The organism is Foetidibacter luteolus (genome assembly GCF_009650435.1).
Taxonomy (GTDB): Bacteria; Bacteroidota; Bacteroidia; order Chitinophagales; family Chitinophagaceae; genus Foetidibacter; species Foetidibacter luteolus.
The window spans coordinates 190,531-203,656 of the sequence record NZ_VVIP01000003.1 but is presented as its reverse complement, the minus strand read 5'-3'; the positions used below and the strand labels follow the sequence as shown (position 1 = coordinate 203,656).

9 protein-coding genes are annotated in these 13,126 nt (G+C 43.8%); 8 read left to right on the top strand and 1 reads right to left on the bottom strand.

What is annotated here, in order from left to right:
• Window positions 1–18: 18 nt before the first annotated feature.
• The 3 genes from F0364_RS00940 (at window position 19) to F0364_RS00930 (ending at window position 3,232) form a co-directional block, all read left to right on the top strand.
• Complete coding sequence (locus F0364_RS00940) at window positions 19–1,320, top strand: TolC family protein (RefSeq protein ID WP_153795864.1); 1,302 nt, start codon at window positions 19–21, stop codon at window positions 1,318–1,320.
• An 87-nt stretch (window positions 1,321–1,407) separates the two neighbouring features.
• Window positions 1,408–2,403, top strand: a complete 996-nt coding sequence (locus F0364_RS00935) for a type IV toxin-antitoxin system AbiEi family antitoxin (protein ID WP_153795863.1) — start codon at window positions 1,408–1,410, stop codon at window positions 2,401–2,403.
• Window positions 2,378–3,232 carry a hypothetical protein gene (locus tag F0364_RS00930; protein ID WP_153795862.1) on the top strand — a complete coding sequence of 285 codons (855 nt, stop codon included), beginning with the start codon at window positions 2,378–2,380 and terminating at the stop codon, window positions 3,230–3,232. Before F0364_RS00935 ends, F0364_RS00930 begins: the two co-directional genes overlap by 26 nt.
• A gap of 168 nt (window positions 3,233–3,400) precedes the next feature.
• Here F0364_RS00930 and F0364_RS00925 read toward each other — a convergent pair whose 3' ends face one another.
• On the bottom strand, window positions 3,401–3,799 hold the full coding sequence (locus tag F0364_RS00925) for a RidA family protein (protein ID WP_153795861.1): 399 nt from the start codon (window positions 3,797–3,799) through the stop codon (window positions 3,401–3,403).
• 295 nt (window positions 3,800–4,094) lie between these two features.
• Here F0364_RS00925 and F0364_RS00920 point away from each other — a divergent pair, with 295 nt between their 5' ends.
• From F0364_RS00920 to F0364_RS00900, 5 genes are all read left to right on the top strand, one after another.
• A complete protein-coding gene (locus tag F0364_RS00920) occupies window positions 4,095–7,511 on the top strand; it encodes a ThuA domain-containing protein (RefSeq protein ID WP_153795860.1) in 3,417 nt (1,138 codons plus the stop codon).
• Between the two features lie 563 nt (window positions 7,512–8,074).
• Window positions 8,075–8,569 (top strand): VOC family protein, encoded by a 495-nt coding sequence (locus tag F0364_RS00915; protein WP_153795859.1) that lies wholly within the window; start codon window positions 8,075–8,077, stop codon window positions 8,567–8,569.
• A gap of 91 nt (window positions 8,570–8,660) precedes the next feature.
• A complete protein-coding gene (locus tag F0364_RS00910; protein WP_153795858.1) occupies window positions 8,661–9,080 on the top strand; it encodes a hypothetical protein in 420 nt (139 codons plus the stop codon).
• A 214-nt stretch (window positions 9,081–9,294) separates the two neighbouring features.
• Window positions 9,295–9,948 (top strand): hypothetical protein, encoded by a 654-nt coding sequence (locus tag F0364_RS00905; RefSeq protein ID WP_153795857.1) that lies wholly within the window; start codon window positions 9,295–9,297, stop codon window positions 9,946–9,948.
• Between the two features lie 526 nt (window positions 9,949–10,474).
• The gene (locus F0364_RS00900; protein WP_235920977.1) at window positions 10,475–12,844 is read left to right on the top strand and encodes an ABC transporter permease; all 2,370 of its coding nucleotides are present in this window, start codon (window positions 10,475–10,477) and stop codon (window positions 12,842–12,844) included.
• Window positions 12,845–13,126 lie beyond the last annotated feature (282 nt).

Here is a 13,126-nt window from a genome sequence, read left to right as displayed (position 1 = left end):
TTTTAACCAATGGTTTTAATGAAACGTTTATTTATCATATTATCCTTTGTAAGTATCAGTGCAACGGCACAGCAGCTAAAGTTGCAGGACGCTATCAATATTGCCCTTAAAAACAGTCTTGACATACAGTTGGCCAAAAACGTGGTTGATCAAAACGCCGTGCTAAACCATTACGGTGTTGCTGGCGGGTTGCCCCTTGTAAGCGCCACACTTACCGATAATGAGCAGTTATCCAGCATTAACCAGAAGTTTAACGTGGGCGATTCGGCTACCCGTACCATCAAAACCAACAATGTAGCCAGTAACAACCTTGCGGCAAACGTTACGGCAGGTATAGTATTGTACAACGGCATGCGCATTGTTTCTACCAAAAAGCGGCTGGAGCAACTGCAAAGCCAGAGTGAACAAATACTCAACTCGCAGGTGCAAAACACCATTGCCGCTGTAATGACCAAATATTTTGATGTGGTGCGGCAGGAGAACTATACCAAAACCATCCAGCAATCCATTGAAGCCTCTAAAGAGCGCTTAAAAATACTGGAAGTAAGAAAGAGTGCCGGCCTGGCCAATAATGCTGATATCTTCCAGGCGCAGATAGACCTGAACACCCTTAACCAGGCCCTGGAATCGCAAAAACTGGTAATTGATCAGGCTAAAACAGACTTACTTACGCTGCTTACCTTAAAGGCAGATTCATCTGTAACGGTAATTGACACCATTGAAATAGACCAGGCGGTAATGCTGGATTCTGTGCTGAACAACCTGACTACCAATGCTGATATTATTGCCGCCGACCAGCAGGTAAGGATTAACCAGCTTATTGTAAAAGAAACAGCAGCCCAGCGTTATCCCACCCTTAGCGCCAATGGTGGCTACAGCTATAGCCGCAACCAGAACGCCGCCGGCCAAACCATTCTTAACACCCGGTATGGGCCAACCATAGGCATTAACCTTGCCATACCTATTTACAACGGCTCTGCTGTAAAACGGCAGCAGCGGGCAGCAGAAATTGGCGTAAACAATGCGGAACTGCAAAAAAGAATACTCATTCGCGATTATGAAGCCAATGCAGTAAAAACCTACCAGGCTTACCAGAATACGTTAAACCAGTATAAAACCGAACGCCGCAATTACCAGCTTACACAAGACCTTCTGTCGCTGGTAATGGAGCGTTTCCGTTTGCGGGTTGCTACCATCATAGAACTCCGCGATGCCCAGCAAAGCTTTGAACAGGCAGGTTACCGCCTGGTAAACTTAGCCTATGCCGCCAAAGCTTCTGAGATTGAATTGAAGAGGGTGGCGAATAAATTAAGCTTTTAGAAATCTTAAAATTCATCTGTCTACAACGTTAAATGGAATTTTGTTCATATTTTTACATTGTTCACGTTTCTTGAACATCTAAAAATAATGAACAATAGTGATGCTATAATTGATTTTGCTGTTCGCAATCTTCATGAATATACGGGTATTACATGCAAATGGGAGAAAGATGCGGAAGGCAATATCAATCTCAGGATTAACACCGGACATGAGTTACTTGAGTTTAGCTGCGTAATTATGCAGCAACCGCGGCTGCATCAACTGCCACACTTGTTAGAGCGTGCCGCCAATACAGAAAAAATGATAGTTGTAGCCAGTCATTTTTTCCCGGGTGTAAAAGAAGAGCTAAGAAAAAACCGTGTTGCTTACATGCAGGCAAACGGTAGTTTTTACGTGTACAGAGATGGGGTGATGATATGGATAGAACAAAGCAAGCCATTTGAAATTGTACCTAAAGCAGCAGGAAAAGCATTTTCAAAAACCGGTCTGAAAGTTGTGTTTAGCCTGCTAAAAGATGATAGTATTACAAATCTTACTTACAGAAAAATAGCCGAACAAACCGGCGTGGCCATAGGCACTGTAAAATATGTATGGGATGATTTGACTAATGCCGGTTTCTTAATAAAGTCTAACCGGAGAGAATACAAACTGTTGCAAAAAGAAAAGCTTTTGGAAAAATGGATGGACGCTTACGCAGTAAAGTTGAAGCCTTCCATCCATACCGGTACATTCCGCTTTTTAAATGAGGATGATTTTGATGCCTGGAGAGAAGTTCCACTAGAAGCTGGTAAAACATTTTGGGGGGGAGAACCAGCCGGTGATATATACACAAATTATTTACGCCCCGAGATTTTAACCATTTACAGTACTGAAACAAGCAATGAACTTATCAAGAATTACAAGCTTTTTCCCGACCCTGGGGGTAATGTACAAGTGTATCAAAAGTTCTGGCATACAGGCAACATGGAAAGCAATGCCGTACCCCCATTACTGGCTTATGCTGATTTAATGAACACCGGCGACAGGCGTTGCATGGAAACCGCAAAAAAAGTTTATAATGACCACCTACAGGCTGAGGTATAACCAGATTAAGCAACAGCCTGGAATATCAGGTATGTTTTCTGCGCTTGAAAGAGGGTTCCAAAAATTTCAGGTTGATTTTTACCTGGTAGGCGCTGTTGCAAAAGATATCTGGCTTACAGGTATCCACAAAATTGCGGCAGGAAGAATTACCCGTGATTTTGATTTTGCAGTGTTCATCAACCAGGAAAAAATTTTTGCAGAGCTAAGAAATTATTTTATCCAAACAGAAGGTTTTGCTGCGGTAAAGGATAATGACTTTGTATTGATCTGGAAAGACAAAACACAGGTTGATTTGCTGCCCTTCAGCCATATTTCCCAAAAAAATGAAAATCTCAATGCGTTATCCCTTCGCCCAGTAAATATACGCCTTGAAGGTTTTGCTGAAGTATATGAAAATGGGCTGCCGGAATTAGACCTTGAAGGAGAACATCACTTTAAATTTTGCACTTTACCAGGCATTGTACTGCTAAAGCTGATTGCATGGGACGACAGGCCTGAAAAACGGCAGGACGATATAAAAGACATCAGTGACATACTGACCCACTTTTTTAGTATCTACGACCAGGAAATATGGAAACAGCACAACGACCTTTTTGACGGGAGCGATATGGCGCTCATAGATATTGCGGCACGGGTTATGGGCAGGGAGATAAGCAAAATCGCCCGGCGCAATCCAAGGCTTTTTAGCAGAGTTGATGAGATACTTTGTACCGCTGCCGGAGAAGCCCGCAATAGCAGGATCGCCGCAATTATGGCCCGCCATATTAAAAACACCATTGAAGAAAATGTATTGCTACTACAGCAGGTAAGGCTGGGCCTTAACGAATAACATTCTTCAAACCACAAACAAACCCTCGTCTTCTTTCCCCGCATTCGGTTACCTCTTACCCACCTTCGGCTATTGCCGGCCTTGGCCGCTTTTCTCAGTTTTGTGCGCTCAACAAAAGCAGCAGCATAAGTACGGGCCTTTTATTAACGTGAGAAGCCCAGAGTAATACTAATCTTCGCCCATCAACGCATCCGCTTCTATTTCTACCAATAAATCAGGATTAACCAGCGCCGTAACCTGCACCAAAGTAGCTGCGGGGCGAATGTTTTCAAACACTTCACCCTGCGCTTTTGCCACTTCTTCCCAACGTTTTATATCGGTTACAAAAGTGCGTATGCGCACCACATCAGTTATATCCGCACCGGCTTCTTTTAAAGCCTTCTTTATTTTTTTGTAGATGTACACTGTTTGCTGGTATGGGTCATCAAAACCAATTACATCACCATGTTCATTTACAGCGGTAGTACCGGCTACAAAAACAAAGCGCCCCTGCTTAACCGCCCGGCTGTATCCAAATTTTTTCTCCCACTCCGTACCGGAAGAAATTAGCTGCCTGCTGCTTTTCATATACAAATTTTAGGACGCAAAGTTTAAGAACATTCTTCTTTTGGCCAACTACGAGTTATACATGGATTAACAATAATCCATGAGCAGGGGGGACATTTACATCGTACCTGAATTACATCGTTCATTTCACATTAAACGTTTTACATAATAAGTACTCTGTAACCCTTACCCGCTGTGGCTTGCGCTATTTAAAAAAAATGCTGCCAATATGCCTTTTTTTGCGACATAATTAATTGTCTGGTTAAGAATTAATTAAGCAACTGCTCTTATCTTTACGCTTTATCAAAAATCGCCAATGAAAAAGTTCTCCCCCTTTTTAACCGCACTTGCTATTATCTTATTTTTTGCAGCCTGTAACACCCGTTCCGGAAAACCCAGGGTTCTTGTTTTTACCAAAACAGCCGGGTTTCACCATGCTTCTATCCCTGCTGGTGTAGCCGCGTTGTACAAGCTTGGTGCTGAAAACAATTTTGAAGTAGATACCACTTCCAATGCTTCTTACTTTACTGAAGACAGCCTTGCCAACTATTCAGCCGTTGTTTTTTTACATACTACCGGGGATTTACTTAACCATTACCAGGAAGCCGACTTTGAAAGGTATATACAGGCTGGTGGTGGTTATGTTGGCGTACACGCTGCGGCCGATGCAGAATATGACTGGGGCTGGTATGGCCGCCTGGTAGGTGGCTATTTCGAAAGCCATCCCGATCAGCAGGAAGCCGTATTGAATATTGTGGATGCTAACGACCCATCAACCAAACACCTGCCCAACCCCTGGAAACGCAGGGACGAATGGTACAATTACAAAAACCTGAACAAGGATGTACACGTGCTGATAAAAATTGACGAGAAAAGCTACAAAGGCGGTACAAATGGTGATAACCACCCGATGGCCTGGTACCACGATTTTGATGGGGGCCGTGCCTGGTACACCGAGCTGGGGCACACAGACGAATCTTTCAGCGATGATAATTACCTGAAGCACCTGCTGGCGGGCGTACAGTATGCCATTGGCGAAAACAAAAAACTGGATTACGCCAAAGCTAAAACACAGCGTGTGCCCGATGAAGACCGCTTTACAAAAACCACCCTGGCGCAGGGCATGTTCTTTGAGCCCACGGAAATGACTGTATTGCCCAACCTGGACATACTGGTGGTACAGCGCCGCGGCGAAGTGTTAAGATATAACCATGAAACAAAAGAAGTAAAACAGGTGGGCTTTTTAAATGTGTACTTTAAAACAGTACATACGCCCAATGTAAACGCTGAAGAAGGCTTATTAGGCCTGCAGAAAGACCCCAATTTTGAAAAGAACCATTACATATACATGTACTACAGCCCGTCAGACACATCGGTTAACAGGCTGTCCCGCTTTACGTTTGAAAACGATACTATTAACCCGGCTTCAGAAAAAATTGTATTGCAGGTGTACTCCCAAAGGGAGATATGCTGCCATACAGGCGGCTCCATCGCTTTTGGAACAGACAGGTTGCTGTACCTGTCCCTCGGCGATAACTCAACGCCTTTTGATGAGCCCGGCCAGAAATATGTAAGCCACGGCTATGCCCCGCTTGATGACCGCCCCGGCCATGAGCAATATGATGCCCGTCGCTCTTCCGGCAACACCAACGACCTGCGCGGTAAAATAATACGCATTAAAGTAAATGAAGACGGCACTTATACCATACCGGAAGGCAACCTATTTCCCCAGGGTACGCAGGGCGCAAGGCCCGAAATTTATGTAATGGGCAACCGGAACCCTTACCGTATTTCTGTTGACCAGAAAAATGGCAACCTGTACTGGGGAGAGGTAGGGCCCGATGCCAACGTAGACAGCTTTGATACCCGCGGGCCCCGCGGCTACGATGAGGTAAACCAGGCACGTAAAGCCGGTTATTTCGGCTGGCCGTTATTTGTAGGCAATAATTACCCCTACCGCAGTTACGATTATGGTAGCGGTACAATTGGCAAGTCGTTTGATCCTGCAAAACCCATGAATGAATCACGCAACAATACCGGCCTTAAAGAGTTGCCACCAGCGCAACCGGCCTTTATCTGGTACCCTTACGGAGATTCTAAAGATTTTCCGCAGGTAGGTACTGGCGGCCGCAACGCTATGGCCGGCCCTGTTTATTATACGGATATGTACCCCAAAGAAACCAGGCTGCCTGATTACTACAACGGCAAGCTGATTATTTACGACTGGATACGTGGCTGGATGAAAGCGGTTACCATGAAAGAAAACGGCGACTTTGACAAGATGGAGCCCTTTATGGAGCACAACAAAAACAATAACCTTATTGACATGGAAGTAGGCCCCGATGGCCGTTTATATTTGCTGGAATATGGCAGCGGATGGTTTGCCAAAAACCCCGATGCAGGTCTGTCTGTTATAGAATATAACTCCGGCAACAGGGCGCCTAAAGTAGCAGGTATTACAGTTGACAAAACTTCCGGCAGCCTGCCCTTAGCGGTTAATGTAGCCGTAGAAGCTGCAGACCCTGAAAAAGATGAGCTTACGTATGTATGGCACTTTAACAACGACACCAGGGAAACCAAAGAGCCAAAGCTTGCACAAACTTTTGATAAGGCTGGAGACTACAGCATTTTTGTAGAAGTAAAAGACAAAGGCGGCTCCATTACCAAAAGCAACACCGTTAATGTGTACGCGGGTAACGAAGCCCCGGTAGTAACCATTAATGTAGAGGGTAACAAAACATTTTATTTTCCCGGGCAGCAGGTAAAGTATAGCGTTGCTATTGAAGACAAAGACGATACAGCCAAAACCAAAAACCTGGAAAACCTTGTGGTGGCGGCGGACTATATTGAAGGCAAAGACCTTGCAGCCAAACCCATGGGCCACCAGGTGGTTAGCGAAGCTGTAATGGGCAAAAACCTGATGCTTTCGCTGGATTGTAAAACCTGCCATAAAATAAACGAAAAATCCATCGGGCCTTCCTTCCAGCAAGTGGCGGATAAGTATGTGAAGGACAGGAATGCCACCAGCTACCTTACAGAAAAAATAATCAAAGGCGGCAGCGGTGTTTGGGGCGAGGTAGCCATGGCGGCCCACCCCAATTTAAAAGAAGCTGACGCCCGCCAGATTGTTGGGTGGATACGCTCTCTGGCCAGCAACAAAGAAAAGAAACCAAGCCTTCCCGCATCGGGCAGCCTTAACCCAACACTGGGTAACCCCGTTAAGCCCAACGGCGTGTTATACTTAACCGCCAGCTATAGCGATAACGGCGGCAACAACATTAAGCCACTCAGCGGCGGCAACGCCATTGCCCTGCGCAGCAATAATTATACGTTCGAGGCCGTTACCAAAACCAAGGATTTCAACAAAAACGTCTTTAATGGTATTGCCTACCTGATGGTTCCCAAAAACACAGGATGGTTTGCTATGGAAAACATAGACCTTACCTCCGTACAAAGCGCTACCCTTAACGTAGCCTGGACCAGCCAGCCTGTTTCGGCCTATACTTTCGAACTGTTGCTCGACGGTGAAACCGGCACCAAACTGGGCGAATTTGTTTTTGAAGGCATCAGCACACCATTAAGCAGCCAAAAGCCAAGCTTCAAGCCTGTAAGCGCCAAACTGCAGCCTGTTACAGATGGCAAATTGCATACGCTTTACCTCGTGGCCAAAGCCAAAGAAGCCAATTCCCCTAACGATGTAATACTCGTATCTATAACCTTCAATAATAAGTAGCACATAAGCTTATGTAAAAAAGCCACGGTTAGCCGTGGCTTTTTTGTTTTTATTATGGGCCCGGCAGCAGTAACTACTATGACGCATCGTTGCGTCGCACTCTTCTACGGCTATACCGCTATGCAGCTTTTCCCGCAATATCGAATATTTATTGTCTGGTGCGGGGGCCGGAAATATTGTCCATGTCGGGTGATGTTTTCTGCCGCCTTTGGCGCCAGAAAACTTATACATTTCAGCCATAAAAAACCTGCTTTTTGCTTTTACTACATCCAGTTTATATGCAGGCGAACAAGCGGTTTATGCTAAAATTTTTTCAACCGCTTGCTAAACTTTTAAAACGTTAATATATTGTAGTTGGTCAAATTCACAGTTAGGGGTCATTTCACGGGTAACACCTAATAGTATGTACAGGGAAAAATTGTGCAGTAGCCCGTAGGGCAAAAATGTGAATAGCCCCGGATAAAATCCGGGGTTGGCATTGTACGATAGAACCTCAACCCCTTGGGGGTTGAACAATACTGTTGCACATTTTTATCCTGCTTGCAGTATAACATTGAACAAACATGAAACACATTAAAAACATTTTTACAACAGTTATTTTGGTACTTGTTATTCAAATATCGAGTTCGTGTGCAGATAACCCAAAGAAAGCCGGTAAACAAACAGATGCTGATAGTAAACTGACAAAGAAATACAACCCGGTTGTATATTTTGAAATACCTGTTAACAACATTGAAAGGGCAATAAATTTTTATAAAACAGTATTCAACTTTCACTTTCACAGAGAGAACATTGATAACAATGAAATGGCCTTATTCCCCTTTATGGAAGAAAACTCAGGAATTTCAGGCGCATTGGCAAAAGGGGAAATTTATAAGCCAACAAAAGACGGGGTTGTGATTTACTTTAAAACAGAAAACATTGATAAAACGCTGAAATTGGCTACTGAAAACGGTGGACAGGTATTATATCCAAGAACGGACAATGGCTTAGGACTTGTAGCAGAATTTGAAGATACAGAAGGAAACAGGATAGCATTGTATCAATCAACAAAATAACGGCATCAATCAGGCACAGCACAGCCACTAAACCTTGTGCCTGATTGCTCTTTTGCAAAAGATAATTTCTCTTAAACTTAAATTATACATTATGGCTAACGATACCCAAATATTTGAAGATGCGGTTGTAAACGACATCAAAAAAAACCTTGATATTTGGCGAAGGATGGCTAACAGCCTGCAGGGTGGGGTAATTGCTTTAGGGGTTACTTCTATTCTTTCGTCTCTTTTTATAACAGCATTTGCCGGTGTATTGGGAAACCATGACTCAACCATTATCAGAATTGTAGCTTTTGTAGCCACACTCTCATTAACCCTTATTGGGGCATTTAATCTTCCGGCAAAAGCAAGCAGCGTAAGAAATGCCTGGAGACATTTGAATAAAGCTTTCTACAGCTTTAGTGCCCGCCGTATTGACATAGATGCATTAATTAAGGCTTACGAGGAAGGGGAAAGTATGTTAGGATCAGTGGACTTTTCTTATGATAAAGCGAGGGCCAAACAAGAATGAAACACAACAACGGTATAAACTTTTATCTGGCACTTGAAGCAAAAATAGCCGGATAATAAAACGGAGATGTCCCCCAAACCGAAGAACTTTACATTTATAACTGCCGTTATGCCGGCAGCTATGCCCAACTATCCAAAACTTAAATATCGCGGTGCCCAGCCAACTTAAACTTTTAATTTCCCTTTACGAAGAAGAGAAAGCTCAACTTCAAAAAATGATGGAGGCGGCCTTGGGTGATGAGGAATATTTACTGGCCCATTACCACTCAGAAGCTTTACAGCGCTTAAACAAAACAATACGGGCTTTAAAGAATATTGACGACAACCTGTTTGACAGGAAGGAATTTGAGCAACGAAGAATTGACAGGCTTAAAAAACAAATTGAAGCCGAAAACCTGGCCTACATGAAGGAATATTACATAAAAGAGCTTGAGGATACCGAGGAAAAATTAAAAGAGCTTAACCGAATTCCCCAACAGGAGGCGCTTACGGGCAACAAAACGTTGCTTGATGAAAGCCTTAAAAAACTGATGGATAAAAAAATAAAAAACCTAAAGCTCATTCTTAAAAGGGCGGACAATTTGTTCCTGGCTTTCAGCTACTCCGGCAAAGTGCTTAAAGTAGTATTGCCGCGTGTTAAACAGCATGTCAAAAAAGGGTTACTGTTTAAAAGCAACATAAATTCCTTTCAAGGCCTGGGCTTCAGGTTAAATGAAAGCGAAACTAAACTTATCCTGGCGCTTACTGGCGAAAAGGAAGACGTTCTGAGCAGGCTGAAATTAATTTTATCAAAAATAGCTTTTGAAATTTTTTATTGCCGGGAGTTTGATAACGACAGCTACATTCAATTTACTGATAAAGCCAGGTGAGAATAATGGACATTTAAATGTTAGAGGTGCGATGTGGGTTGTATGTGTATGAAGAATTTTGCATGCCCGGCACAACCTGGGTGTAGTGTATGCTAACTAGCCTGTATAAAGCCTGCCTGAGAAAACAGCAGCGTGCTGCACTTTTGGGTGAGGGATTGAAGCGGTTACCCCGGTGAGGCCCATCGCAGCGGGGCTTTTGTGCCGGAGTAATAGCGGAAAGCCCGGCCCGAGGTACGAGGGACACCCCCTAAAAAAATCTGATCATAACAGAACTTAACAGCCTGCGATAAGCCCCAAAACTTATTTACCTGCACTGCCCGTTACTGCACAAAAAATGTTCGAAAACGAACAGCCTGCTTAACGACTGCCTACTAATCAGCTTATTAACAATAACTTATAGGTTGGCATAACTGTTGGACAAAAATTTTTTGTTTACCCGGCATACGCCTTTACCGTAAACAACTGCCATGTAACCTGCTTTTAAAGTAATGCTTAAGCTATGTTTAGAAACTACATAAAAACTGCTGTGAGAAACCTGCTACGCAACAGGGTGTATTCGTTTATTAATATAACCGGGCTAAGCATGGGCCTTGCCTGCGCCATGTTAATTATGCTGTATGTAAAAGACGAAGTGAGCTTTGACCGCTTTCACAGCAATGTGAACAATATATACCGTGTAGCTAACAAAAATATAAAGCCCGATGGCAGCACGAATGGCATCAACGGTTTCTCCGGTTATTTTCAGGGGCCCAGGTTTGCAGCCGGCATACCGGAGATACAAAGTTTTGTAAGGTACCGGCAAAACAATCTTGACATGAAAGAGGGTACTGAAATAAAATCGCAGGAGGTTTTTGAAACAGATTCCTCTTTTTTTACCTCCTTCAGTTTTCCCTTGCTTAGCGGTAACCCCAAAACAGTGCTTAAGCAGCCGAGGGCGCTGGTGCTTTCTGAAAAAATGGCCCAAAAACAATTTGGCACCACCAACGCCATTGGTAAAACCATGCTGTTTAAAGACCAGGATAAATTTGTGCCTTACGTAGTAAGCGGCGTAGCCAAAAATTGCCCGCAGAATTCTTCTATAAAGTTTGATATACTGATGCCGCTGAAAGTATCCAGTGAGGAGGAAGCCAATAATGAAAACTGGTTTAACTTTTTTATGAACACGTTTGTAGTGCTTGCCCCCGGCGCCAACATAGCAAACGTAGAAGCCAAAATGAAGGTTGTTTATGAGAGCGATGCAAAGGAATCCATAAAAATGGTAGCCGAAAAATATGGCGTAAAAGACAAAGCAGTTTACTTTCTGCAGCCTTTTACCAATATGCACTTAAACACAGAATTAAGCGCCAGCAATGGGTTAACAGATGCCAGCAACCCCATGTTCTCCTACATTCTTTCGGGCATAGCTTTATTTATACTGCTGATAGCCTGCATCAATTTTGTGAACCTTACCGTAGCGCGGTCTGTAAAAAGGGCAAAAGAAATTGGCATACGCAAAGTGGTTGGCGGCAACAGAAAGCAGCTCATCATGCAGTTTTTAGGAGAGTCTTTTGTTCTTTGCTTTATTGCGTTTGTGCTGGCGCTGGTATTGGTCCAGCTTATTTTGCCTGTATTTAACAGCCTTTCCAATAAAGCGCTTTCTATCTCTTACCTGTTCGATGCAAGGCTGGTGGCCGGTTACATTGCGCTGTTCTTTATAACCGGGCTGCTGGCAGGTTTTTACCCGGCGCTTATACTGTCTAACTACAACCCTGTGCAAACGCTGTACAGCCGGTTTAGGCTGGCCGGTAAAAATTACCTGCAAAAAGGCCTGGTAATATTACAGTTTGCGCTGGCCTCCTTCTTGATTATTGCTACGCTTACCATTTTTTCTCAATTCAATTACCTTACCACAGAAGACCTGGGTTATGACGACAGCAACCTGGTAATTATTGAAAAATGGGGCATCAACCACAACGAGGCCAAATTACTAAAACAGGAACTGATAAAGAGCCCCGGCATATTGGAAGTATCGCCTAAAAATGGTGGTTTTTGGAGTACCATTGCCAAGGTAAATGTTGATAAAGAAATAAATTTTGCCTACGAAACCATTGATGAAAGCTACCTGCCGCTGCTTAAAATTCCGCTGGTAAAAGGGCGCAACTTTTCCAAAGATTTTCCATCAGATTCCACACATGCCGTATTGGTGAATGAGTCTTTTGTAAAAGAAGCAGGCTGGAAAGAACCTTTAGGCCAGGAGGTGAATTTCTGGTACAACGAAAACGAGAAATATACCGTAGTGGGCGTGGTTAAAGATTACCATTACGAAGCGTTGGGGCGTAAAATAGGAGCCCAGTTGTTTACCATGAAACCCGGCAACCATTTTGGCAAAGCACTTATTAAAATAAAGCCCGGTAGTGAAACAGCCAGCCTGCGCCACATTGAAAAAACATTTAAGCAACTTTTTCCTGTAAGCCCCTACACGTACAAGTTTATGGACCAGGAAAATTTAAAGAATTACGAGGCCGAAGCCAAGTGGAAGCAGATAATGCTTTTTGGCGCTGTGCTAACCATATTTATTTCATGCATTGGTTTGTTTGGCCTGTCTGTACTTTCTGCTGAAAAACGCACCAAAGAAATTGGCATACGCAAAGTGCTCGGCGCATCTGTAAGCAGTGTTGTAACCATACTCTCCCGTGATTTTTTAAAGCTTGTTTTTATCGCATTAATAATTTCTATTCCCGGCGCCTGGATGGCGGCCAATAAGTGGCTGGATAATTACCCCTACCGTATTACGCTTAGCTGGTGGTTATTTGCTTCGGCGGGGGTAATGGTAATAGTTGTTGCATTGGCAACAGTCAGCTTCCAGGCAATACGGGCCGCTGTGGCCAACCCGGTAAAAAGTTTAAGAACAGAATAGGCCCCACCTGCCCCTATCCACAAGTGGGGGGTGACAGGCAGCACAAACTGGCTCATTGACTTTATGACCTTTTGACTTTATGACCTTTTGGCTTTATGACTTTTTTAGGGGCCCGGCAGGAGGAACTACTATGAGGCTTTGGTTGTGTCACTCACTTGTACGCCTTGTTCGCTACGCGGCATTGGGTAACAGGCTTTAATTGTTCAAAGTTCTTTGTTCAAAGTTCAATGTGGCTGTTCCACTCTGCAGAACTTGGAGTTCTAAGAGCTACCAGGTTGCCTG

Coding starts and splice junctions, on each gene's coding strand:
- F0364_RS00940 (WP_153795864.1), top strand. CDS start 19: ATGAAACGTTTATTTATCATATTATCCTTTGTAAGTATCAGTGCAACG.
- F0364_RS00935 (WP_153795863.1), top strand. CDS start 1,408: ATGAACAATAGTGATGCTATAATTGATTTTGCTGTTCGCAATCTTCAT.
- F0364_RS00930 (WP_153795862.1), top strand. CDS start 2,378: ATGACCACCTACAGGCTGAGGTATAACCAGATTAAGCAACAGCCTGGA.
- F0364_RS00925 (WP_153795861.1), bottom strand. CDS start 3,799: ATGAAAAGCAGCAGGCAGCTAATTTCTTCCGGTACGGAGTGGGAGAAA.
- F0364_RS00920 (WP_153795860.1), top strand. CDS start 4,095: ATGAAAAAGTTCTCCCCCTTTTTAACCGCACTTGCTATTATCTTATTT.
- F0364_RS00915 (WP_153795859.1), top strand. CDS start 8,075: ATGAAACACATTAAAAACATTTTTACAACAGTTATTTTGGTACTTGTT.
- F0364_RS00910 (WP_153795858.1), top strand. CDS start 8,661: ATGGCTAACGATACCCAAATATTTGAAGATGCGGTTGTAAACGACATC.
- F0364_RS00905 (WP_153795857.1), top strand. CDS start 9,295: ATGATGGAGGCGGCCTTGGGTGATGAGGAATATTTACTGGCCCATTAC.